Origin of the sequence: Streptomyces sp. NPDC050743 (assembly GCF_044456925.1) — a bacterium.
Classification (GTDB): Bacteria; Actinomycetota; Actinomycetes; order Streptomycetales; family Streptomycetaceae; genus Streptomyces.
Genome location: NZ_JBITGJ010000013.1, coordinates 22,131 through 45,559 on the forward strand (window position 1 = coordinate 22,131; position 23,429 = coordinate 45,559).

Here is a 23,429-nt window from a genome sequence, read left to right on the forward strand (position 1 = left end):
CCCACCGGAACGCGTCTGACCTCGGCACCTCTCGAACATTCGCCCTACACGGGATAGCCTCCGCCCATGGTGAACGGTCAGTGGTACCCCCCGGAGTGGCCGGACCGCATCCGCGCGCTCGCGGACGGCACCCTCACCCCGGTGTCCCCCAGGCGCGCGGCCACGGTCCTGCTCCTGAAGGACACGCCGGACGGCCCCGCGGTCCACATGCTGCGCAGACGCGCCTCCATGGCCTTCGCCGGAGGCGCGTACGCGTATCCCGGAGGCGGTGTCGACCCCCGCGACGACGACCGTCTGGTGCGCTGGGCGGGCCCCACGCGCGCGTGGTGGGCGGACCGGCTCGGCGTCGACGAGTCGGGCGCCCAGGCCATCGTCTGCGCGGCCGTACGGGAGACGTACGAGGAGGCCGGCGTCCTGCTCGCCGGGCCCGACGCGGAGGCGGTCGTCGGCGACACCACGGGGGAGGACTGGGAGGCGGACCGGGCCGCGCTGGTCGCGCGCGAGCTGTCCTTCGCCGAGTTCCTGGACCGGCGCGGGCTGGTGCTGCGCTCGGACCTGCTGGGCGCCTGGACCCGCTGGATCACCCCGGAGTTCGAAGCCCGCCGCTACGACACCTGGTTCTTCGTGGCCGCCCTGCCCGAGGGCCAGCGCACCCGGAACGCCTCCACGGAGGCCGACCGCACGGTGTGGATCCGCCCCGCCGAGGCCGCCGCCCGCTACGACAAGGGCGAGCTGCTGATGATGCCGCCCACCATCGCCACCCTGCGCCAGCTGACGCCGTACGCCACCGCCGCCGAGACGCTCGCGGCGGCCCCCGGGCGCGACATGACGCCGGTGCTCGCCCGCGCCCGCCTCCAGGACGGCGAGATTGTCCTGTCCTGGCCGGGGCACGAGGAGTTCACGAAGCACATTCCGACGGCTCCGACGACCCCCGGTGGAGGCCCCGCATGACCGACGCAGCCACTCTGCCGGGCCAGCCCCGCGGCCAGGTCCTCTCCGGCCCGGCCACCGAACGGGCCGTCAACGTCCTCGCGCCCAACGCCTCAGCGATGACCCTGGACGGCACCAACACCTGGATCGTCGCCGAACCCGACTCCGATCTCGCCGTGGTGATCGACCCGGGCCCGCTGGACGAGAGCCATCTGCGAAACGTCGTCGACACCGCCGAGAGCGCCGGCAAGCGCGTCGCCCTGACCCTGCTCACCCACGGCCACCCCGACCATGCCGAGGGCGCCGCCCGTTTCGCGGAACTGACCGGCACGCGCGTGCGTGCCCTCGATCCGGCGCTGCGCCTGGGCGACGAGGGCCTGGCCGCCGGCGACGTGATCACCGTCGGCGGCCTGGAGCTGAAGGTCGTCCCCACCCCCGGCCACACCGCGGACTCGCTCTGCTTCCATCTCCCGGCCGACCGGGCGGTGCTGACCGGCGACACCATCCTCGGGCGCGGCACGACGGTCGTGGCGCACCCCGACGGCCGCCTGGGGGACTATCTGGACTCCCTGCGCCGCCTGCGCTCCCTCACCGTCGACGACGGCGTGCACACCGTCCTGCCGGGCCACGGGCCGGTCCTGGAGGACGCCCAGGGCGCCGTCGAGTTCTACCTCGCCCATCGCGCCCACCGGCTCGCCCAGGTGGAGACAGCGGTCGAGGACGGCTACCGCACCCCGGCCCAGGTCGTCGCCCACGTGTACGCCGACGTGGACCGCTCCCTGTGGCCGGCGGCGGAACTGTCGGTACGGGCCCAGCTGGACTACCTGAGCGAGCACGGGCTGATCTGAGCCGCTAGTCCGGTCTGGGCGCCTTGACGCCGTGCACGCGCGCGTACTCGTCGGCGAGCCAGGGCCCGAGGTCGTCCACGTACGACCACAGCACCCCGGGTGCACCGACGGGCTCGTGGCCGTGGAGCGCGGCCGTACGCAGCTGTGCGCCTCGTTCCGGGTAGTACGCGCCGAACACCTCGGCCATCTCCCCCAGATCGCTGGTCCAGCCGTTCCAGTGGGGCATGACCAGCGTGAAGCCGGTGCGGACGAGGTGCCGGGACATGAAGCGCACCAGCGGCCGCCGGGCCTCCTCGGTGTCCTCGGCGTCCGCGATCCGCTTGCGCCAGCGGGGGAGCCACAGCGCCAGGTCGCCGTTGGTCTCGCGGGCGAGCAGGGAGTCGGGGCGATAGCGCGGCAGGTACTCGGCGAGGTCCTCGCCGAGCAGCGGGGTGCACAGACAGGCGACGAACCAGCCCAGGTCGTACCGCTCCAGGTCGCTCAGCAGCCGGTCCCTGCCGTACAGCAGCGTGCCGACGCCGTCGATCTGCGGGAACTCCTTGTCGACCGCCTCACCGAGCGCCCGTACGGCGTCCCGGTCGGTGTCGGCCGGCTCGTCCCTGAGGGCGACGAACAGGTCCAGGTCGCTGCGGCCCACGCGCGCGGTGCCGCGCGGGATCGATCCGTAGAGGTAGGCGCTGTGCAGCCGGGCCCCGAAGACCTCTAGCAGCCGGTCGCGCGCTGCGGCGACGACGGGACGGAAAACGCCGGGCACGCGCGCGAGGGAGCCTTCGCGTGCGAGGAAGCCCTGGTCGTCGAGCCCGGGCCGACGGATCGTTTCAGCCATGGGGCAACTGTGCCGCCATCCGTGGCGGCCGCGCGGCACGTTTTCGGCGCGGCCGGCATCGGCGGCCCGGGCGGCGGTCCCCGGGCGGCAACGACAGCGGGGCCCGGCTCGCGAGGAGCGGACCCCCAGGTCGTACGGCCGGGACCGGCGTCAGCGGGACCGCTTGGCCAGCCTCTCCACGTCCAGCAGGATCACGGCCCGTGCCTCCAGGCGGAGCCACCCGCGCTGGGCGAAGTCCGCCAGCGCCTTGTTCACGGTCTCGCGCGAGGCGCCGACCAGCTGGGCCAGCTCTTCCTGCGTGAGGTCGTGGACGACGTGGATGCCCTCCTCGGACTGCACGCCGAAGCGGCGCGACAGGTCCAGCAGGGCGCGCGCCACGCGGCCGGGGACGTCGGAGAAGACCAGGTCGGACATGGCGTCGTTGGTCTTGCGCAGGCGGCGGGCGACGGCGCGCAGCAGGGCGCCGGCCACCTCGGGGCGGGCGTTCAGCCAGGGCTGGAGGTCGCCGTGACCGAGACCGAGCAGCTTGACCTCGGTCAGCGCGGTCGCGGTCGCCGTACGGGGGCCCGGGTCGAAGAGCGCCAGCTCGCCGATCAGCTCGCCGGGGCCGACGACGGCGAGCATGTTCTCGCGGCCGTCGGGCGAGGTGCGGTGCAGCTTGACCTTGCCCTCGATGACGACGTACAGCCGGTCCCCGGGGTCGCCCTCGTGGAACAGGGAGTCGCCGCGTGCGAGGGTCACCTCACTCATGGAGGCGCGAAGCTCCGCGGCCTGCTCGTCGTCGAGAGCCGCGAAGAGCGGGTTGCGCCGCAGAACGTCGTCCACTGAGTTCTCTCCTTGTCGACCTGCTCAGGGGATCTTGCTCCCCCGAGTGCCAGGGGACCGTGTTCCCCATTTTGCCGGACGGTCCAAACAGTGTGATCTGTCACAAGGATGCCGCACCGATGTCCCGAGGTAAGCGTCAGGGGTCCAATCGGGGTCCGATCAACCGGGTCCGGGGCGGATGTCGGTGCCGGGCTCTAGGCTGGCCGGGTGTCCAAATCGCCGGTGAGAGCACAGGCCAAGGGGGCTTAGCGGGTGGTTGTACGTCGCGATTCCGCCGTGGGCGAACAGGGCTCCGGCGGTAGTAAGAAAACCGCAAAAACGACAAAAAAGGCCGCGCCGACCAAGAAGGCGGCCTCAGCCAAGAAGGCGGCTCCGGCCAAGAAGGCGGCTTCGACCAAGAAGGCGGCCTCCGCCAAGAAGGTCGCCTCTGCCAAGAAGGTCGCCCCGGCCAAGAAGGTCGTGGCCACAGGGAAGGCCGTGGCCGTGAAGAAGGCGGCGCCCGCCAAGAAGGTCGCCGTCAAGCCGCCGAGCGACGAGTCCCGCACGGCCCTGGTCCGCCGCGCCCGCCGCATCAACCGCGAACTCGCCGAGGTGTTCCCGTACGCCCACCCCGAGCTGGACTTCGAGAACCCCTTCCAGCTGCTGGTCGCCACCGTGCTGTCGGCCCAGACCACCGACCTGCGCGTCAACCAGACGACCCCGGCGCTCTTCGCGAAGTACCCCACCCCCGAGGAGCTGGCCGCCGCCAATCCGGAGGAGGTCGAGGAGATCCTGCGGCCCTGCGGGTTCTTCCGGATGAAGACCAAGTCGGTCATGGGACTCTCCAAGGCCCTCGCGGAGGACTTCGGCGGCGAGGTGCCCGGCCGGCTGGAGGACCTGGTCAAGCTGCCCGGCGTCGGCCGCAAGACCGCCTTCGTCGTGCTCGGCAACGCCTTCGGGCGGCCGGGGATCACCGTGGACACGCACTTCCAGCGGCTGGTGCGGCGCTGGCAGTGGACCGAGGAGACCGACCCGGACAGGATCGAGGCGGCCGTCGGCGCGCTGTTCCCGAAGAGCGAGTGGACCGACCTCTCCCACCACGTGATCTGGCACGGCCGCCGTATCTGCCACGCCCGCAAGCCCGCCTGCGGTGCCTGCCCGATCGCCCCGCTCTGCCCGGCGTACGGCGAGGGCGAGACCGACCCGGAGAAGGCGAAGAAGCTCCTGAAGTACGAGAAGGGCGGCTTCCCCGGCCAGCGCCTGAAGCCCCCGCAGGCCTACCTCGACGCGGGCGGCAGGCCGGCCCCGCCACTGGGGGCCGCGTGACGGAACGATCTCGGGGTCCTCGGGCGTTGGACAGGCAGAGCGAGGGGGGTGGCGATGGCGAGGGCCAGTGAGACGCGGGGCGGATCGGTGACGCTGAGCAAGGAGGGGCTCCCGGAGTGGCTGGCGCCGGTGGTGCGGGCCGCCGAGACGATCGAACCGCTCCAGCTGAGCCGCTTCCTGCCGCCGGAGAACGGCTCGGGCCGCAAGTCGGCCGTGCTGATCCTGTTCGGCGAGGGCGAGCGCGGCCCGGAGATGCTGCTGATGGAGCGGGCCGGCTCCTTGCGCTCGCACGCCGGGCAGCCGTCCTTCCCCGGCGGCGCGCTCGACCCCGAGGACGGCGATCCGCACACCGACGGGCCGCTCAGGGCCGCGCTGCGCGAGGCCGAGGAGGAGACCGGCCTGGACCCCGCGGGCGTCCAGCTCTTCGGTGTGCTGCCCGCGCTGTACATCCCGGTCAGCGGCTTCGTCGTCACGCCCGTGCTCGGCTGGTGGCGCGAGCCCAGCCCGGTGGGCGTCGTCGACCCGAACGAGACGGCGCGGGTCTTCACGGTCCCCGTGGCGGATCTCACGGACCCCGCCAACCGCGCCACCACCGTCCACCCCAGCGGCCACCGAGGTCCGGCATTCCTGGTCGAATCGGCCCTGGTGTGGGGCTTCACGGCCGGGGTGATCGACCGCCTGCTGCATTTCGCGGGCTGGGAGCGCCCCTGGGACAGAGGGAAGCAGGTCCCACTCGACTGGCGGTCATGACAGGGTGATCCCGTGCGGTGTTTTCCGGGGGACGCTGGGTCCCTGTGCCACCGCGTGGCGGGCCGGACCCCCGGCCGGGCCGCGGGGACCGGAGTGAGTAGGCGAGGCCTGAAGCGGTGAACGTGCTGGACATCCTGTTGCTGGTCGCGGCCGTGTGGTTCGCGGTCGTGGGTTACCGCCAGGGCTTCGTCGTCGGCATCCTGTCGGTGATCGGGTTCCTGGGCGGCGGCCTCGTCGCCGTGTACACGCTGCCCGTGATCTGGGACGCCGCGACTGGCAACGCCGACGTCGGCACCACCGCCGCCGTGGTCGCCGTGGTCGTCGTCATCGTCTGCGCCTCCGTCGGACAGGCCCTGACCACCCACCTCGGCAACAAGCTGCGCCGGTACATCACCTGGTCGCCGGCCCGCGCCCTGGACGCCACCGGCGGCGCCCTGGTCAACGTCGTGGCCATGCTGCTGGTCGCCTGGCTGATCGGTTCCGCCCTGGCCGGCACCACCCTGCCCACGCTCGGCAGGGAGGTCCGCGGCTCCAAGGTGCTGCTCGGCGTCTCCCGGGCGCTGCCCGCGCAGGCCGACACCTGGTTCGCCGACTTCTCCTCCGTCCTCGCGCAGAACGGCTTCCCGCAGGTCTTCAGCCCGTTCGCCAACGAGCCGATCAAGGACGTCCAGCCGCCCGACCCGGCCCTCGCGAACAGCCCGGTCGCCGTGCGCGCCCAGCGCTCCATCGTCAAGGTGACCGGCACCGCCGAGAGCTGCGGCAAGGTCCTGGAGGGCACCGGTTTCGTCTTCGCGAACCGCCGGGTCATGACCAACGCGCACGTCGTCGGCGGCGTCGACTCGCCCACCGTGCAGATAGGTGGCGAGGGCCGCAAGTACGACGCCAAGGTGGTCCTGTACGACTGGAAGCGCGACATCGCCGTGCTCGACGTACCCGACCTGAAGGCGAACGTCCTGCGGTTCTCCGCGAGGGACGCGGCCGGCGGTGACGGCGCGATCGTCGCGGGCTTCCCGGAGAACGGCTCCTACGACGTGCGGGCCGCGCGTGTGCGCGGGCGCATCACCGCCAACGGCCCGGACATCTATCACCACGGCACCGTCCGCCGCGACGTCTACTCGCTGTACGCGACCGTCCGCCAGGGCAACTCGGGCGGCCCGCTGCTCACCCCCGACGGCCGGGTGTACGGCGTGGTGTTCGCCAAGTCCCTCGACGACGCCGAGACCGGTTACGCCCTCACGGCGGACGAGATCCAGCCCGACATCCGGCAGGGACGTACGGCGAACGAGCAGGTGGGTACGGACAGCTGCGCCCTGTGAGCCTCTGGAGAGCTCCTGGCCCCTCGGAAGGCCTGCGGCAGGCTCAGCCGCGCGGGTGACGCAGACGCACCGAGACCCAGCGGGCCCGGCGGCGCAGGATGCGCGGAATCCCCACGCGGAGGTCCGTTTCCGCGAGTTGCGGATTGCCTCGCTGAGAGGTGCTCACACCGGCGCCGAAGCGGCGGTTGCGGGGTGCGTCACTGTAGTCGTGCGTCCAGCCCATACCCCGACGTGTGCCCCTGCCCGAAGGTCGATAACCGCCTGAGCGCCGCCCAATTGGCCTATGCGGCGGGCATGTGGCCGTTCGGCGGACAACTGTTCAGGCACCGGATACTCCACGCATCGAACCGTCACCGCACGGTCACCGGTGTCCATCACCGATCCGGGTGAATTCACCGCAGTACGTGACCGGTGGGACGTGTGTCACCGGTCCGGCTCGGGATCCTTCAGCCAGTTGACGAGCTCCGCGGAGAGGGCGGCCGGATCCTCCTCGTGCGGGAAGTGGCCGAGGCCGTCGAACAGGCGCCAGCGGTAGGGGGCTTCGACGTACTCGCCCGAACCGGCGGCGCTGCGCGTGCGCGTCACCGGGTCCAGCGAGCCGTGCAGATGCAGCGTGGGCACCCGCACCGGCCGCTTCATCCTGCGGTTGAACTGGATGCCGTCCGGGCGGGCCAGTGAGCGCACCAGCCAGCGGTAGGGCTCGATCGAGCAATGCGCCGTCGACGGGATGCACATGGCCCGCTGGTAGGTCTCCACCGCCTCGTCCTCCGGCGGCCGCGGACCGGACCAGTCCCGGATCAGCCGGCCCACCATCGCACCGCCGTCCGCGGTGAGTTGACGCTCCGGGATCCACGGCCGCTGGAAACCCCAGATGTAGGAGTTGGCGGCCGTCTGCCGGGCGTCCCGCAGCATCGCCGCGCGCCAGCGCCGCGGGTGCGGCATCGAGACGACCGCGAGCCGCCGGACGAGCTTGGGCCGCATCGCCGCCGCCGTCCACGCCAGATAGCCGCCCAGGTCGTGGCCGACCAGCGCCGCGTCCGGTTCGCCGAGCGAGCGGATCACGCCGGTGACGTCGAGGGCGAGGTTGGCGGGGTCGTACCCGCGGGGCGTGCGGTCGCTGCCGCCGACGCCCCGCAGGTCCATCGCCACCGCCCGGTAGCCCGCGTCCGCGAGCGCGACCAGCTGGTGCCGCCAGGTCCACCAGAACTGCGGGAAGCCGTGCAGCAACAGCACCAGGGGGCCGTCGCCGAGTTCGGCGATGTGGAAGCGCGCGCCGTTCGCGGCGACGTCCCTGTGCGTCCAGGGACCATCGATGCGTACGGCCGAGGGGGCGGGGTCCGTCATGACTGTGAGCGTGCCACAGCCTCGATGGCCGCGGGGGCCCGATCCTCGGACAGCTCCGCGCGCGGGTGCGGCTTGGCGTTCTGCAGCACCCCCGCCGTCTGCTTCATCGAGGCGGCCACCTTCTGCGGGCCCCGGCTCTTCTTGGCCTTCTTCGCGAACACCACGCCGATCAGCGCGAGGAGGCCGGCGATGAGCACGTTCGCCGCGAAGGACAGCACGAAGCAGATCGCGAGGTTCCAGCCGCTCCAGGTCCGGATGCCGTAGGCGAGGGCGAAGTTGAGCATCGGGAGCGAGAAGACGAGCAGCACCAGGGCCGCCGTGAACGCGCCGCCGCTGGTCGCGCCGCGCCTGACGTCCTGCTTCAGCTGGGCCTTGGCCAGGGCGATCTCGTCGTGCACCAGCGCCGACAATTCGGTCGTCGCCGAGGCGAACAGCTGGCCGATGCTGCGTTCGGCGCCGACCGGGCTGCCGTCGGGTGCGCTCATCGCGTTCTCCCTCAGAAGTCTCTTGTGCCGCGGGCGTGCCGTGCCGTCGTACGTCATACGCATGCCGTCGTACGTCATGCGCGTGCTGTACGCGGCGGGCGGGGCCCGCTCGTGTGGCCGTCTTGTTTTGTACCGTCTCGTCAGATCATGCCGGACGGTCGTCCTCATCGCCTGCCCCGCCCGGTACTTCCTGAAGCCCGTGGCGTGCGGCGGTCGCCTTCTCGGCGGCGATCCGGCGGTGTTCGGCGGCCTTGCGCTCGTGGATCCGGGCCATGCGCAGGTGGTAGGCCGGGTCGTCCTGTTCGTACACGTCCGGGATGCCGTCGAGGTCATCGTCGCGCTCCTCTTCCTCGCACAGCCTGCGGTACTTGGCGTTGCGGACCTTCAGCAGCACCGTCGCGCACAGCGCCGCGAGGAGCGATCCGGTGAGGACGGCCGTCTTGACCTCGTCGGTGAGGACGGCGTCGCCGGCGAAGGCGAGTTCGCCGATGAGCAGGGAGACGGTGAAGCCGATGCCGGCGAGGGAGGCCACCGCGAAGACGTCGGCCCAGGCGAGGTCCTCGCTGAGGGAGGCGCGGGTGAAGCGGACGGTCAGCCAGGTGCCGCCGAAGATGCCGATCGTCTTGCCGACGACCAGACCGAGGACGACGCCGAGCGTCTCCGGTTTGGTGAACACGTCCCCGAGCGCCCCGCCGGAGACCGCCACCCCTGCGCTGAACAGCGCGAACACCGGCACGGCCAGCCCGGCGGACAGGGGCCGCACCAGGTGCTCGATGTGCTCGCCCGGCGAGTGCTGCTCACCCTCCCGGGTGGTGCAGCGCAGCATCAGGCCCATCGCCACGCCCGCGATGGTGGCGTGCACGCCGCTGTTGTACATCAGCGCCCAGATCACCACGGCGAGCGGCACGTACACGTACCAGCCGCGTACGCCCTTGCGCAGCAGCAGCCAGAACACCGCCAGTCCGGCGGCGGCCCCACCGAGCGCGGCGAAGTTCAGCCGGTCGGTGAAGAAGACCGCGATGATCAGGATCGCGAAGAGGTCGTCGACCACCGCGAGGGTGAGCAGGAAGGCGCGCAGGGAGCTGGGCAGGGAGGTGCCGATGACCGCGAGGACGGCGAGCGCGAAGGCGATGTCGGTCGCGGTGGGCACCGCCCAGCCCTGTGCCGAGCCGTGCCCGGTGAGGGCGGTGAGGGCGTAGACGAGCGCCGGTACGGCCATGCCGCTCAGCGCGGCCACCACGGGCAGTACGGCCGCCCTGGGCTCGCGCAGGTCCCCGGCGACCAGTTCCCGCTTGAGCTCGATACCGGCGACGAAGAAGAACACCGCGAGCAGGCCGTCGGCGGCCCAGTGCGCAACGGACAGGTGCAGGCCGAGCGCGGCGGGGCCGAGGTGGAAGTGGCTGACGGACTCGTAGCTGTGGTGCAGGGCGGGGATGTTCGCCCAGATCAGCGCCGCCACGGCGGCGAGGAGCAGCAGGACACCGCCGACGGTCTCGGTCCGCAGCGCGTCCGCGACGAAGGCCCGCTCGGGCAGGGACAGACGTCCGAGGACCTTGCGAGGGGCTTTCGGGGTGCGGGGCGCGGCCACGGCGGGAACCTCCGGGGTCGGTACGGCGATGATCACGCCGTCGCCCGGGATCGCCGACGGCGTCGCCGACCAGACTTCCCGGCACACCCTGAGATCGCCATTTTACCCGATTTTGACGCCGGAGGTTAGTGAGCCGAACGAAAAGGGGCGCCCGGTGGTGACACCGGGCGCCCCTTGCCGTCGTTTCGCCTAGTCCTCGCTGGGCGCCGCGGGCAGCTTGGTCTGGATGAGGTCCATGACCGTGCTGTCGGTCAGCGTGGTCACGTCACCGAGCTGGCGGTTCTCGGCCACGTCCCGCAGCAGCCGGCGCATGATCTTGCCGGAGCGGGTCTTGGGCAGCTCGGCCACCGGCAGAATCCGCTTGGGCTTGGCGATCGGGCCGAGCGTGGCGCCCACGTGGTTGCGCAGCTCGCCGACGAGCGTCTCGGTCTCCGCGGCCGTACCACGCAGGATGACGAACGCGACGATCGCCTGGCCGGTGGTCTCGTCGGCGGCACCGACGACGGCCGCCTCGGCGACCGACGGGTGGGAGACGAGCGCCGACTCCACCTCGGTGGTGGAGATGTTGTGCCCGGACACGAGCATCACGTCGTCGACCCGGCCCAGCAGCCAGATGTCGCCGTCGTCGTCCTTCTTCGCGCCGTCACCGGCGAAGTACCTGCCCTCGAAGCGGGACCAGTAGGTGTCGATGAACCGCTGGTCGTCGCCCCAGATGGTGCGCAGCATCGACGGCCACGGCTCGGTCAGCACCAGGTAGCCGCCGCCGCCGTCGGGCACCTCGTTCGCCTCGTCGTCGACGACCGTCGCGCAGATGCCGGGCAGCGGGGTCTGCGCGGAGCCGGGCTTGGCCTCGGTGACGCCGGGCAGCGGCGAGATCATCATCGCGCCGGTCTCGGTCTGCCACCAGGTGTCCACCACGGGCGTCTTGTCCGCGCCGATGTTCTTGCGGTACCAGATCCACGCCTCGGGGTTGATGGGCTCGCCCACCGAGCCGAGGACGCGCAGGGAGGACAGGTCGAACTTGGCGGGGATGTCGTCGCCCCACTTCATGAACGTCCGGATCGCCGTCGGCGCGGTGTAGAGGATCGTGACCTTGTACTTCTGCACGATCTCCCAGAACCGGCCCTGGTGCGGGGTGTCCGGCGTGCCCTCGTACATGACCTGCGTCGCGCCGTTGGCCAGCGGGCCGTAGACGATGTACGAGTGCCCGGTGACCCAGCCGACGTCGGCCGTGCACCAGTACACGTCCGTCTCCGGCTTGAGGTCGAAGACCGCCCAGTGGGTGTACGCCGTCTGGGTGAGGTAGCCGCCGGAGGTGTGCAGGATGCCCTTCGGCTTCCCCGTCGTGCCGGAGGTGTAGAGGATGAACAGCGGGTGCTCGGCCTCGAACGCCTCCGGGGTGTGCTCGGCGGACTGCCGCTCGACGCTCTCGTGCCACCACACGTCCCGGCCCTCGGTCCAGGCGACCTCCTGGCCGGTACGGCGGACCACGAGCACGTGCTCGACGTTGTCGACCTTGTCGATCGCCTCGTCCACGGCCGGCTTGAGCGCGGACGGCTTGCCGCGCCGGTAGCCGCCGTCGGCGGTGATGACGACCTTGGCGTCCGCGTCCTGGATGCGCGTCGCGAGCGCGTCCGCCGAGAAGCCGCCGAAGACCACCGAGTGCGCCGCGCCGATGCGGGCCGAGGCCAGCATCGCGATGGCGGTCTCCGGGATCATCGGCATGTAGATGGCGACCCGGTCGCCCTTGCGGACACCCAGCTCCAACAGGGCGTTGGCCGCCTTGCAGACCTCGTCCTTCAGTTCGGCGTAGGTGATCGAGCGGCTGTCGCCGGGCTCGCCCTCGAAGTGGATGGCGACCCGGTCCCCGTGCCCGGCCTCCACATGCCGGTCCACGCAGTTGTAGGCGACGTTCAGCTCGCCGTCCTTGAACCACTTGGCGAACGGCGGGTTCGACCAGTCCAGCGTCTCGGTCGGTTCCTTGGCCCAGGTCAGCCGGCGGGCCTGCTCGGCCCAGAAGCCGAGCCTGTCAGCCTTGGCCTGTGCATACGCCTCCGCGGTGACGTTGGCATGCGCGGCCAGGTCGGCGGGGGGCGCGAACCTGCGTTCTTCCTTCAGCAGGTTGGCCAGGCTCTCGTTGCTCACGACATCTCCCTCTCGAAGGGTGTCCGTTGTGTCCCAGGCCACAGCTCATCAGACCCGGGGGTCCGATGACAAGAGTCCACGGCCAAATTGGTTTAGACCTCTCTGGGGCGATCGTTCACGCCGGACTGCGCAGCTCCTCCGCCGCGCTCCCGTCCTCTCTCACGTCCGCGAACACCGTCCCGGTTCGACCGAGCAGATACGCCTGCGCCTCGCCCACGTGGAAGTACATCCCGTGCAGCTCCAGCTCCCCGGCCGCCAGCGCCCGCGCTACAGGGGCGTGCGCCCGCAGGTGCTCCAGTTGCTGGACCACGTTGGTCAGGCACAACTGCTCCACCGCGTCGGCCGGGGCCCGCCCGGCCAGCCGGGGCCGGGCGTGCCGTTCGTCGGCCAGCCGCTCCAGGCTCGGCAGGCCGTGCCTGAGCCACCGCCCCAGCGGCGTGGCCGCACCCCCGGGTTCGGCGGTCAGCAGGGCCTGCATCGCCCCGCACCCGGAGTGCCCGCACACCGTGATGGACCGCACCTTCAGTACGTCCACGGCGTACTCGACGGCGGCCGCCACCGAGTCGTCGCCGCACTCCTCGCCCGGCGCCGGCACCAGGTTGCCGACGTTGCGGACGACGAACAGGTCACCCGGACCACTGGCGGTGATCATCGACGTGACGAGCCGGGAGTCGGCACAGGTGAGGAAGAGCTGCGCGGGGCGCTGCCCCTCCCGTGCGAGCCGCGCCAGCTCCGCCCGCACCAGCGGCGCGGTGTTGCGCTGGAACGAGCCGATCCCACGGGCGAGTTCCCGTCCCGCGTCCCGTCCGGCCTCCCGTCCCGCGTCTCCTCCGGCCTCCTGGCTCGCCGGGGTGGCGGCTTCCGGGAAGCAGGACCGGTGATTGCGCCAGGGAGTCCAGGGACGGCAGCGGCACCGGGCGGGCGGGGGCGCCCCGGTGGGCGGGGTGTGTCCGGCAGGCGGAGTCGGCCCGGTGGTCATGGTCGGTTCGGCGGTCAGGGTCGCTTCGGCGGTCCGGATTCCGCCGCGCCGGCCCCTCAGCTCGGCCGTACCGCCGTGCGCGGTGTGGGAGGTGCGCCAATCCTGCAGCGACTCGTACGCCGCGTGGTCCATGAACGAGCCGTCCAACTCCACGACGACGTGGGCGCCTTGGGGCACGAGATGCAGGGACCGGCTGAGCCGGGGCACCGCGAGGAACGTCAGCTGGCCTCGGATCCGTACGTGATGGACTCCTTCCTTGTCTTCATGGGTGATGCGGGTGCGGGTCAGGCGGCGCAGTGCGAGAGCGACCGCCACGGCGATCCCGAGGAGCACGCCCTCAAGGACGCCGAGGAGCACCACACCGAGTGTGGTCGCGGCGTAGACCAGCACTTCGCGGTGGCGCGTCACCGTGCGGATGTGGTGCAGGGACACCATCTGGATACCGACGGCCATCACCAGGGCGGCGAGGGAGGCGAGCGGGATCTCCTCCAGGGCCGGGACCATCAGCAGCGCGGCGACTACTACGAGAACGCCGTACAGCATCGTGGAGTTCCGGCTCACCGCACCCGATTTCACATTGGCGGTGCTGCGCACGGCCACGCCGGCCACCGGCAGTCCGCCGAGCGCCCCGGAGACCATGTTGGCGGCGCCCTGGCCCAGCAGCTCCCGGTCCAGGTCGCAGCGGCCGACGCGGGGGACCGGGCCGGGGCGGGCCGCGACGAGTTTGTCCACGGCCACCGCGCCGAGCAGCGATTGCACGCTGCACACCAGGGTGGTGGTGAGCACGGCGGCGGCCAGGCCCGGCGCCGGGCCCTCGGGCAGCCCGGCCAGGGCGTGGCTGCGCCAGGACGGCAGGTCGACCCGGGGCAGCGCCAGGCCGGTCAGGGCGGCCGTGCCGGTGGCCCCGGCGACGGCGACGAGGGCGGCCGGCACGCGTCGGAGCGCCTGGCCGGTGCGGCCGGGCAGGCGCGGCCAGGCAAGCAGCAGGGCGAGCGTCAGCACGCTCATCGAGACGGCAGCCGGCTGCAGGTGGGCCAACTGGGCGGGCAGAGCGCGCAGGTTGGCGAGGACGGAGCTGTCGGGGTTGCCGCCGAGGACGATGTGCAGCTGGGCGACGGCGATGGTGATGCCGATCCCGGCGAGCATGCCGTGTACGACGGCCGGGCTGACCGCGAGCGCGCCGCGTGCCACGCGCAGGCAGCCGAGGCCGAGTTGGGCGAGTCCGGCGAGGACGGTGATGCCGCAGGTCGCCCGCCAGCCGTAGCGGTGGATCAGGTCGGCGGTGACCACGCTGAGTCCGGCGGCGGGGCCGCTGACCTGGAGCGGGCAGCCGCCGAGCCGGCCGGCGACGAGTCCGCCCACGGCCGCGGCGACGAGGCCGGCCTGGAGCGGGGCACCGGTGGCCAGGGCGATGCCGAGGGACAGGGGCAGGGCGATCAGGAAGACCGCGACGGACGCCGACAGGTCGGCGCTTGCGACGGGGAAGCGGCGGCGTCCGCCGGATGGCGGGCCGTGCGGTGGGTGCGGGTGCTGGGTGTGCGGGGGTGCGCAGGCTGACATGGTCCCGTCTCCTCCGGGGCGGCGGGATGGAGCAATGCTTGGCAAAGGAAACGTAATGCCGCGTAAAGGCCGTGCATAACTTTTCGTGGCAAACGGCTCATCCGATCCCTCGCATGAGCGAACTCAGCTCTTGATCGGCTTGTCGTACTAGTTCCTTCTCGACCCCGTGCGACCTTGGCGGCGCTGTCGGTTCGAGCCCGGCGCATGACCAGAAAACGGCCCTCGTCGGCGTTTGCCTGAGAGAAGGAAGAAGGTGGGCGGAACATGGCCGCCACCCAGAGGATCGCCGTCGGTGCCATGGTCGCCGCGGCCTGTGCCTCGTCGCTCGCCGGTTGCGCGACCGGCGCCGACGGCTCCCACCGTTCTCACGGCGCCAAGCAAGCTGCGCCCGGCCCGCAGAGGGGGGCCCCGGCTCCGGGCAGCGTGTTCCGGCTGATCGGCGACGGATCCACCGCGTACACCGGCGGGCAGCCGCATCTGCCCAGACCCGAGCGGCTGAAGCCCGGTGAGAAGTCCCCGCAGTTCGTGGTGTTCTCCTGGGACGGCGCGGGTGAGGACAGCCAGAAGCTGTTCTCGCACTTCCGCCAGGTCGCCAAGGACAACCACGCGACCATGACGTACTTCCTCAGCGGCGTGTACATGCTGCCGGAGGAGAAGCGCGACCAGTACAAGCCGCCCCAGCACTCGCCGGGCAGCTCCGACATCGGTTTCAACGACGAGAAGGGCATCGCCGACACCGTCAAGCAGGCACGGCTGGCCTGGCTGGAGGGCAATGAGATCGGCACGCACTTCAACGGCCACTTCTGCGGGACCGACGGAGGGGTCGGCACCTGGTCGGTGGAGGAGTGGGAGAGCGAGATCGCCCAGGCCAAGCAGTTCGTGAAGACCTGGAAGACCAACACCGGCATGAGGAAGTCGGCCCCGCTGCCCTTCGACTACGACAAGGAGCTGATCGGCGCCCGCACCCCGTGCCTGGAGGGCCAGAAGAACTTCATGAAGGCGGCCCGTCGGTTGGGCTTCCGCTACGACTCCAGCGGGGTCGGCAACCAGGTCTGGCCCAAGAGGAAGGACGGGTTGTGGGACCTGTCGATGCAACTGGTGCCGTTCCCGGGGCACACCTATGAGCAGTTGACCATGGACTACAACTTCATGGTCAACCAGTCCGGCACGAAGACCCAGGGCGACCCGGACAAGTTCGGCTACTGGGGCGACCAGATGCGCGACGGCCTGGTCAAGGGCTTCTACCGCGCCTACGACGGCAACCGCGCCCCGCTGATCATCGGCAACCACTTCGAGTCCTGGAACGGCGGCACCTATATGCGCGCCGTCGAGGAGACGGTGAAGGAGGTCTGCAACAAGCCCGAGGTGCGCTGTGTGTCCTTCCACCAGCTGGTCGACTGGCTGGACGCCCAGGACCCGAAGACCCTTGAGAGGCTGCGCACCCTGGAGGTGGGCGAGGTCCCCAGGCAGGGCTGGGCCTCCTTCCTCTCCGGCCGCCCGGCCCCGGCGCCCAAGGGAGTGCCCGGGGCGCCGGCGTTCAGACCGTAGGCGTCACGCGCAGGTCAGAGGTGCCGCGCGCAAGTCGTGGGCGTCACACGGCGGTTGCGGCCTGCGCGCCGAGGCTTTCGCCGAGCATGAAGGCCGGGTCGACCTGCGCCGCCAGGTCGGCCCCGGTGCGCTCATTGCCCCACGCCTCGGCGTTCTTCAGGTGGAAGTGCACCATCTGGCGGGTGTAGCGCTCCCAGTCCCGCGCCGCGTACGTGGCGTCCACGGTGGTCCGCAGGGTGCGCAGGGCGCGGGCGGTGGCCTCCTCCAGCAGATCGAACCGGGGCGGCCGGCCTTTCTCCATGGCACGCACCCAGTCCGAGTGCCCGACGGTCACGAGCAGGTCGTCCCTGACCTCCGTCTGCAGGAAGTCGACGTCGTCCGGTTCCTGGATCTTGTTGCCGACGACCTTCAGGGCGACGCCGAAGTCGCGGGCGTACTCCTTGTACTGGCGATAGACGGAGACCCCCTTCCGGGTCGGCTCGGCGACGAGGAACGTCATGTCGAAGCGGGTGAACATGCCGGAGGCGAAGGAGTCCGAACCGGCCGTCATGTCGACCACGACGTACTCGTCGGGGCCGTCGACGAGGTGGTTCAGGAACAGCTCCACCGCTCCCGTCTTGGAGTGGTAGCAGGCGACCCCCAGGTCGGCGTCCGTGAAGGGGCCGGTGACCATCAAACGGACGGCGCCGCCGTCGAGTTCCACCGGACGCGCACAGGCGTCGTAGACCGGATTGGGCTCCCGCACCCGGACCAACCGCGAGCCCTCACCGGGCGGGGTCGTCTTGATCATCGTGGCGGCGGAGGCGATGCGCGGGTTGCTGCCGCGCAGGTAGTCCTTGATCAGTGGCAGCCGTTCGCCCATGGCGGGCAGCGCGGCCGCCTCCGCCTCATCGAGTCCGAGCGCGGGCCCGAGGTGCTGGTTGATGTCCGCGTCGATGGCGACCACCGGGGCGCCGGTGGCCACGAGGTGGCGGATGAAGAGGGAGGAGAGCGTGGTCTTGCCGCTGCCGCCCTTCCCGACGAAAGCAATTTTCATGTTCGCCAACGGTAGTCGGACGATAGCTGTAAGTGGCACTCGGGCGTGAAGAAGACCACTCCTTCGAGGGGTCGGCCGATGGGATGCGTAGTGTCGTACTCATGAGTACGACAGGCGCGAACGCCGACCCGCTCGCGGCCCTGGGCTCCCTGCCCGGTGTGGCCGACTCCGTGGAATCCGTGCGCAAGGCCGTGGACCGGGTCTACGGGCACCGGATCATGCGGCGCCGCAGCGCCGAGATCACCTCCGAGGCGGCCCTGCGCGGTGCCCGCGCCTCCGCGGCGCTGTCCGGCGCCGACTGGGCGCTGGAGGAGGTGCGGCGGCGTACCGACTTCGGCGGCGACGCCGAGGCGCGCGTCATGGGTGCGGCCCTCCGGCTGTCGGCGGAGGCGGGACAGCTGCTGTCCATCTGGCGGCAGTCGCCCCTCAGGGTGCTGGCCCGGCTGCACCTGGTGGCCGCGGCGACCAAGGGCGACGAGGTCGGCAGGCCGCGCCAGGCCGGCGAGCCGGTCGACGAACCGCTGATCGAGGTGCCGCTGCCGGACGCCCGGGAGGTCTCCGGGCGGCTGGAGGGGCTCGCGGACCTGATCATCGCGGGGACGTCCGCGCCCGCGCTGGTCACGGCCGCCGTGGTGCACGGCGAGCTGCTCGCGCTGCGGCCCTTCGTGTCGCACAACGGCCTGGTCGCACGCGCGGCCGAGCGGATCGTGCTGATCGGCAGCGGCCTGGACCCGAAGGCGATCTGCCCGCCCGAGGTCGGCCACGCCGAACTGGGCCGCGCCTCCTATCTGGCGGCGCTGGACGGATACGTCTCCGGCACCCCCGAGGGCATGGCGGCGTGGATCGCGCACTGCGGCCGGGCGATCGAACTGGGTGCGCGCGAGTCGACGGCCGTGTGCGAGGCGCTGCAGCGCGGCGCGGCCTGAGAGAACGTCCGGGAGTCGCGGACACAAATGCGGCGGTACGAGTCCTCGTACCGCCGCTGGCATGTTCACCGGGTTACCAAGCGTCCTCGATATCTGCCCATCAGGTCGGGGACTTTGCCCGTCACCTGGTGCGGCTGGCCCGTAATCGACGGGTCGACGTCGCGTGGGTGCTCGGTGTCCATGCGTGGTCCGTGGGGCCAAGTGCGTAGTGGTAGGTGATCCTCTCGGATGTCCTTTGGTCTCGCGGGCCTAACGTCTTTGTACCGCGTGCCGGGGGGAAGCGAAACCCCTGCCTCCGGTTCTTTACTTTTAGGTCTAAACGAGGCTGAAACGGGCCTCGGCCGGACCGTGCTCCAGCCTGAGGCGGTGCTCGGCGTCAGACGGTTCCTCGGCGCCGGCTGGCGTACCAGACGAGGCCGGCGGTCGCGGCCGCCGCTCCTATGGCCGCCGCCGCGACCAGTGTGGGGCGGGCGGGGACGGAGAGCGTGGGCAGCCGCTTCTTCAGCGGGACCGGCCGGCGGAACTCCAGAACCGGCCAGCCGCGCGCGAGTGCCTCGCGGCGCAGGACACGGTCCGGGTTCACCGCGTGCGCGTGCCCCACGGCCTGGAGCATCGGCAGATCGGTCGCCGAGTCGCTGTAGGCGTAGCACCGGTCGAGGTCGTAGCCCTCGGACGCGGCCAGCTCCCGGATCGCCTCGGCCTTGGTCGGGCCGTAGGCGTAGTACTCCACCTCCCCGGTGAAGCAGCCGTCCTCGCCGACGACCATGCGCGTGGCCACCACCCGGTCCGCGCCCAGCAGTTCGCCGATGGGCTCGACCACCTCGGCGCCCGAGGTCGACACGATCACCACGTCCCGGCCGGCCGTGTGGTGCTCCTCGATGAGGGAGGCGGCCTCGTCGTAGATGATCGGGTCGATCAGATCGTGCAGGGTCTCGGCGACGATCTCCCGCACCTGCTGCACGTTCCAGCCGCGGCACAAGGTGGACAGATACTCGCGCATGCGCTCCATCTGGTCGTGATCCAGGCCCCCGACCAAGAAGACGAACTGGGCATATGCGGTACGCAGCGCGGCCCTGCGGTTGATCAGCCCGCCTTGGTAGAAGGACTTGCTGAAGGTGAGCGCGCTCGACTTCGCAATGACCGTCTTGTCCAGATCAAAGAAGGCTGCTGCGCGGGGCAAGGAGTGGTTTTCCACGCCCCAGAGCATAGGCGCCCACCATTCGGCGTAAGGTGGGGCGCGTGGGTTTGCCTGAGAGGGCTCTCGGGTACACCATGGAAGTCACGGATCGTTCGCGACCGTGCTAACCCGGTCCGACTCCTCCCCCCCCGAGTCGGCCGTGGGGACGACCCCCGCTCTCCCCCCCGGCGGGGGTCGTCGCATGTCCGGACGGGTTTTCTCCTCCTTCCCCTTTCTTCACGCGACTGCGGGGCCGGTACGACGCCGCCGCGGCCGCCGCTTCCGTGCGCCCGCGATCCGTTACTCCGGGTAATCGTCGCGCTGCTCTGTGGAAGTCGGACAGGGATCGGCAGAGGGCTCACCGGTATGGGTGACGGCGATATTCACAGGCCCCGAGTTGTCCACAGTTTTCGTCCAAGATCCACATGATTTCGCGGATCGCTGCACCGTGATTCCAGCGCGCTCGGCCGCGGCGAGTTCATGGCCGGTTCCGATTGCCGGGGCGCCTATGGCCGGTTTCTGTCGGCCGTTCATATGGGGGGCCGCTTGCCGGTTCTTCACACCTTTGGGAATCGCGTGGCCGCAGGGGCTGTGCGGCCCACGCAGCGAAGGGGGAACACCCGTGACCGCAGCCGTCACCCACGACCCGCCGCCCGGCGCCCCGGACCGGCCGGGCAGGCCGCTCATCGTCACCGAGGACGCCGAACTCCTGGACGACCTGCTGCGCCTGTGCGCGGCGGCCGGCGCCACGCCCGAGGTCCACCACGGCGTCCCCGCACACGGCGACGGCTGGGAGGCGGCCCCGCTGGTGCTGGTGGGCGACGATGCCGTCCGCCGGGTCGGCGGGGCCACCCGCCGCCGTGGAGTGGTGCTGGTCGGCCGTGACCAGGACGACCCGGGGGTGTGGCAACGCGCCGTCGAGATCGGCGCCGACCACGTCCTGATGCTGCCCGACGGCGAGCAGTGGCTGGTCGACCGCATCGCCGACGTCGCCGAGGGAGTCGGCCGCCCGGCCCTCACCGTCGGGGTGATCGGCGGCCGGGGCGGGGCTGGCGCCTCCACGCTCGCGTGCGCGCTCGCCGTCACCTCCGCCCGCGAGGGACTGCGCACCCTCCTCGTGGACGCCGATTCGCTCGGCGGCGGACTCGACGTACTCCTCGGCGGCGAGAGCGCCGACGGACTGTGCTGGCCCGCCTTCGCCGCCTCCCGCGGCCGGGTCGGCGGCAGCGCCCTGGAGGAGTCGCTGCCCGAACTGCACTCCCTGCGCGTGCTGAGCTGGGACCGCGGCGACTGCGTCGCCGTCCCGCCCCAGGCCGTGCGCGCGGTGCTCGCCGCCGCCCGGCGGCGCGGTGGCACGGTCGTGGTGGACCTGCCCCGCCGTCTCGACGACGGCGTCGCCGAAGTCCTCGCCCAGCTCGATCTGGCGCTGCTCGTCGTCCCCGCCGAACTGCGCGCGATCGCGGCCGCCGGGCGGGTCGCCTCCGCCGTCGGCATGGTCGTGCGCGACCTGCGCGTGGCGGTACGCGGGCCGTACGCACCGGGCCTGGACGACCGGGAGGTGTCCCGGTTGCTCGGCCTGCCGCTGGCCGGCGAGGTACCGGTCGAACCGCCGCTGCTGCGCCCATGGGGCGGTGCGAAACCGCCCGCCGCGACCGGACGCGGCCCGCTCGCCCGCTTCTGCACGAACTTCTGGGAGCGCGCGCTGGTCGAGGCCGGAGGCACCCGATGACCCTCCCCGGACTCGACCGCGCGGACGGCGCCGCCCTGCTCGACGGAGTCCGGCGCCGGCTGGCCGAGAGCGGCGCCGAGCCCACCCCCGCGCGCGTGGCCCAGGCCCTGCGCGAACAGGGCCGGGTGCTCGGCGACGCCGAAGTCCTCGGCGCGGCCCGGCAGCTGAGGTCCGAACTCGTCGGCACCGGCCCCCTGGAGCCGCTGCTCGCCGACCCGGACGTCACCGACGTCCTGGTGTCCGCCCCCGACCGGGTGTGGGTGGACCGCGGCGGAGGCCTGGAACTGACCCCGGTGACCTTCCCCGACGCGGCGGCCGTACGGCGCCTCGCGCAGCGGCTGGCCGCCGTGGCCGGACGCCGGCTGGACGACGCCCGGCCGTGGGCGGACGCCCGGCTGCCCGACGGCACCCGCCTGCACGCGGTGCTGCCCCCGGTCGCCGTCGGCTGCACCTGCCTGGCCCTGCGGGTCGTACGGCCCCGGGCGTTCACGCTGGAGGAACTGGTCGAGGCCGGCACCGTGCCGCCCGGCGGCGACCGGATCCTCAGGGCGCTGCTCGCGGCCCGGCTGTCCTTCCTCGTCAGCGGCGGCACCGGAAGCGGCAAGACGACCCTGCTCAGCGCCCTGTTGGGGCTGGTCGGCGCGGGCGAGCGGATCGTGCTGGCCGAGGACTCGGCCGAGCTGCGCCCGGACCATCCGCACGTCGTCTGGCTGGAGACCCGGCCCGCCAACCAGGAGGGCGCCGGCCTGGTCACCCTGGAGGACCTGGTCCGGCAGGCGCTGCGGATGCGGCCCGACCGGCTGGTCGTCGGAGAGGTCCGCGGACCCGAGGTGGTCCATCTGCTCGCGGCCCTCAACACGGGTCATGAGGGCGGCTGTTGCACGGTCCACGCCAATGCCGCCGGAGACGTCCCGGCCCGCCTGGAGGCGCTGGCCACGGCCGCTGGACTCGACCGGGCCGCGCTGCACAGCCAGCTCGCGGCCGCCCTCTGCGTGGTCCTGCACCTCGTCCGGGACCGGTCCGGGCGGCGCCGGATCGCCGAGGTGCACGTGCTGGAGCGGGACGCCACGGGGCTGGTCCGGACGCTGCCGGCCCTGCGCTGGGGCGAGAAGGCCTTCGTACGGGAGCGGGGCTGGGAGCGGCTGGAGCGGCTCCTGGAGGTCGGAGCGGACTCGGAGAGGGGTGCGGGCGAGTGATCGGTGAGACGTCCATGGGCGCGGCGCTGATCTGCCTCGGCGCCCTGGTCTGGCTGCTGGGCGGCCGGCACTGCGGAATGCGGCGGGCGCGGCTGCTGCTCGCGGGTGGCGGAGTGGTCGCGACCGGCCCACCCTCCTGGGACCGGGCCCTCGTGGAACTACGGCGGCTGCGCGGCCGGCTGGGAGCCGAGTGGTGGGCCCTCGCCGCCGGTCTGCTGCTCGGGCTGGTGGGGGCCTCGGTGATTCCGGTCGTCGCGGGGGCGGCCGGGGTGCCGGTGCTGCGCCGGGTGCGGCTGGCCCGGCAGGCCCGGCGGGAGCGGCGGGCGGACGCGGTGATCGCCCTGTGCGGGGCTCTCGCCGGGGAGGTGCGCGCCGGACGACAGCCGGGCGAGGCGTTGCTGCGGGCGGCGCGGGACTCCGGCGGGCTCGGCGAGGCGCGGGCGGCCGTGGTCGCGGCGGCGCGGTTCGGCGGGGACGTGCCCGGCGCGCTCACCGCGGCGGCCCGGCAGCCGGGCGCCGAGGGCCTGCTCGGGCTGGCCGCGTGCTGGCGGGTGGCCGTGGACCAGGGGGCCGGGCTCGCGGCGGGCCTGGACCGCCTGGACGCGGCCCTGCGTGCCGAGCGGGACCAACATGCCGACCTGCGCGCCCAGTTGGCGGGCGCCCGGGCGACCACGGTATTGCTCGCCGTACTCCCCGCCCTCGGCCTCCTCCTTGGCTCGGCGATGGGCGCCGATCCGCTCCACGTCCTCCTCCACACGGGTGCCGGCCTCGGCTGCCTGGCGATCGGATCCGCCTTCGAGGCGGCGGGGATGTGGTGGGCCGTGCGGATCGTGCGGGGGGCGGGGGTGGTGTGAGCGCGGGCCGGCAGGGAGTCGGGAGGGGACTGCGGGGGAGCGGTGTGCGCGGGACGGGGCGC

General features: G+C 72.1%; 20 protein-coding genes. 10 read left to right on the plus strand and 10 right to left on the minus strand.

What is annotated here, in order from left to right; translation table 11 throughout:
- Positions 1 to 66 precede the first annotated feature (66 nt).
- Entirely contained in the window at positions 67 to 951 is an 885-nt protein-coding gene (locus tag ACIBJF_RS15890; RefSeq protein ID WP_399174288.1) for an NUDIX hydrolase, read from the plus strand.
- The gene (locus tag ACIBJF_RS15895; RefSeq protein WP_399174289.1) at positions 948 to 1,778 is read left to right on the plus strand and encodes an MBL fold metallo-hydrolase; all 831 of its coding nucleotides are present in this window, start codon (positions 948 to 950) and stop codon (positions 1,776 to 1,778) included. Before ACIBJF_RS15890 ends, ACIBJF_RS15895 begins: the two co-directional genes overlap by 4 nt.
- A gap of 4 nt (positions 1,779 to 1,782) precedes the next feature.
- Here ACIBJF_RS15895 and ACIBJF_RS15900 read toward each other — a convergent pair whose 3' ends face one another.
- Together ACIBJF_RS15900 and ACIBJF_RS15905 are read right to left on the minus strand one after the other, a co-directional pair.
- Positions 1,783 to 2,604, minus strand: a complete 822-nt coding sequence (locus ACIBJF_RS15900) for a nucleotidyltransferase domain-containing protein (RefSeq protein WP_399174290.1) — start codon at positions 2,602 to 2,604, stop codon at positions 1,783 to 1,785.
- A 150-nt stretch (positions 2,605 to 2,754) separates the two neighbouring features.
- Positions 2,755 to 3,429, minus strand: coding sequence for a Crp/Fnr family transcriptional regulator (locus ACIBJF_RS15905; RefSeq protein ID WP_351618669.1), 675 nt, complete (start codon positions 3,427 to 3,429; stop codon positions 2,755 to 2,757).
- 276 nt (positions 3,430 to 3,705) lie between these two features.
- On the opposite strand from ACIBJF_RS15905, the gene nth reads away from it, so the two are divergent.
- The 3 genes from nth (at position 3,706) to ACIBJF_RS15920 (ending at position 6,800) form a co-directional block, all read left to right on the plus strand.
- Complete coding sequence (nth, locus tag ACIBJF_RS15910; RefSeq protein ID WP_399174291.1) at positions 3,706 to 4,734, plus strand: endonuclease III; 1,029 nt, start codon at positions 3,706 to 3,708, stop codon at positions 4,732 to 4,734.
- A 54-nt stretch (positions 4,735 to 4,788) separates the two neighbouring features.
- Positions 4,789 to 5,484, plus strand: a complete 696-nt coding sequence (locus tag ACIBJF_RS15915; protein ID WP_399174292.1) for an NUDIX hydrolase — start codon at positions 4,789 to 4,791, stop codon at positions 5,482 to 5,484.
- Positions 5,485 to 5,600: 116 nt separating this feature from the next.
- A complete protein-coding gene (locus ACIBJF_RS15920; RefSeq protein WP_399174293.1) occupies positions 5,601 to 6,800 on the plus strand; it encodes a MarP family serine protease in 1,200 nt (399 codons plus the stop codon).
- Positions 6,801 to 6,843: 43 nt separating this feature from the next.
- Here ACIBJF_RS15920 and ACIBJF_RS15925 read toward each other — a convergent pair whose 3' ends face one another.
- From ACIBJF_RS15925 to ACIBJF_RS15950, 6 genes are all read right to left on the minus strand, one after another.
- A complete protein-coding gene (locus ACIBJF_RS15925; RefSeq protein WP_399174294.1) occupies positions 6,844 to 7,023 on the minus strand; it encodes a hypothetical protein in 180 nt (59 codons plus the stop codon).
- Between the two features lie 200 nt (positions 7,024 to 7,223).
- Positions 7,224 to 8,144: an alpha/beta fold hydrolase gene (locus ACIBJF_RS15930; RefSeq protein WP_399174295.1), complete on the minus strand. Its 921-nt coding sequence runs from the start codon at positions 8,142 to 8,144 to the stop codon at positions 7,224 to 7,226.
- On the minus strand, positions 8,141 to 8,629 hold the full coding sequence (locus ACIBJF_RS15935; RefSeq protein WP_399174390.1) for a phage holin family protein: 489 nt from the start codon (positions 8,627 to 8,629) through the stop codon (positions 8,141 to 8,143). Before ACIBJF_RS15935 ends, ACIBJF_RS15930 begins: the two co-directional genes overlap by 4 nt.
- A 145-nt stretch (positions 8,630 to 8,774) precedes the next feature.
- Positions 8,775 to 10,217: a Na+/H+ antiporter NhaA gene (gene nhaA / locus ACIBJF_RS15940; protein WP_399174391.1), complete on the minus strand. Its 1,443-nt coding sequence runs from the start codon at positions 10,215 to 10,217 to the stop codon at positions 8,775 to 8,777.
- A gap of 189 nt (positions 10,218 to 10,406) precedes the next feature.
- The gene (acs, locus tag ACIBJF_RS15945; RefSeq protein WP_399174296.1) at positions 10,407 to 12,362 is read right to left on the minus strand and encodes an acetate--CoA ligase; all 1,956 of its coding nucleotides are present in this window, start codon (positions 12,360 to 12,362) and stop codon (positions 10,407 to 10,409) included.
- A gap of 115 nt (positions 12,363 to 12,477) precedes the next feature.
- On the minus strand, positions 12,478 to 14,901 hold the full coding sequence (locus tag ACIBJF_RS15950; RefSeq protein ID WP_399174297.1) for a SulP family inorganic anion transporter: 2,424 nt from the start codon (positions 14,899 to 14,901) through the stop codon (positions 12,478 to 12,480).
- Between the two features lie 264 nt (positions 14,902 to 15,165).
- Here ACIBJF_RS15950 and ACIBJF_RS15955 point away from each other — a divergent pair, with 264 nt between their 5' ends.
- A complete protein-coding gene (locus ACIBJF_RS15955) occupies positions 15,166 to 16,449 on the plus strand; it encodes a hypothetical protein (protein WP_399174298.1) in 1,284 nt (427 codons plus the stop codon).
- 43 nt (positions 16,450 to 16,492) lie between these two features.
- On the opposite strand, the gene ACIBJF_RS15960 is transcribed toward ACIBJF_RS15955, so the two are convergent.
- Positions 16,493 to 17,485: an ATP-binding protein gene (locus ACIBJF_RS15960; RefSeq protein WP_399174299.1), complete on the minus strand. Its 993-nt coding sequence runs from the start codon at positions 17,483 to 17,485 to the stop codon at positions 16,493 to 16,495.
- Positions 17,486 to 17,586: 101 nt separating this feature from the next.
- Between ACIBJF_RS15960 and ACIBJF_RS15965 the strand changes: the two genes are divergently transcribed.
- A complete protein-coding gene (locus ACIBJF_RS15965) occupies positions 17,587 to 18,411 on the plus strand; it encodes an oxidoreductase (RefSeq protein WP_399174300.1) in 825 nt (274 codons plus the stop codon).
- A gap of 376 nt (positions 18,412 to 18,787) precedes the next feature.
- On the opposite strand, the gene ACIBJF_RS15970 is transcribed toward ACIBJF_RS15965, so the two are convergent.
- Positions 18,788 to 19,618 (minus strand): HAD family hydrolase, encoded by an 831-nt coding sequence (locus tag ACIBJF_RS15970; RefSeq protein ID WP_399174301.1) that lies wholly within the window; start codon positions 19,616 to 19,618, stop codon positions 18,788 to 18,790.
- 592 nt (positions 19,619 to 20,210) lie between these two features.
- Here ACIBJF_RS15970 and ssd point away from each other — a divergent pair.
- From ssd to ACIBJF_RS15985, 3 genes are read left to right on the plus strand one after another with little or no spacing between them, the layout of a single operon-like run.
- Positions 20,211 to 21,317: a septum site-determining protein Ssd gene (gene ssd, locus ACIBJF_RS15975; protein WP_399174302.1), complete on the plus strand. Its 1,107-nt coding sequence runs from the start codon at positions 20,211 to 20,213 to the stop codon at positions 21,315 to 21,317.
- Positions 21,314 to 22,513, plus strand: a complete 1,200-nt coding sequence (locus ACIBJF_RS15980) for a TadA family conjugal transfer-associated ATPase (RefSeq protein WP_399174303.1) — start codon at positions 21,314 to 21,316, stop codon at positions 22,511 to 22,513. The genes ssd and ACIBJF_RS15980 overlap by 4 nt, the downstream gene beginning before the upstream one ends.
- 14 nt (positions 22,514 to 22,527) lie before the next feature.
- Complete coding sequence (locus ACIBJF_RS15985) at positions 22,528 to 23,367, plus strand: type II secretion system F family protein (RefSeq protein ID WP_399174393.1); 840 nt, start codon at positions 22,528 to 22,530, stop codon at positions 23,365 to 23,367.
- The last annotated feature ends 62 nt before the right edge of the window (positions 23,368 to 23,429 follow it).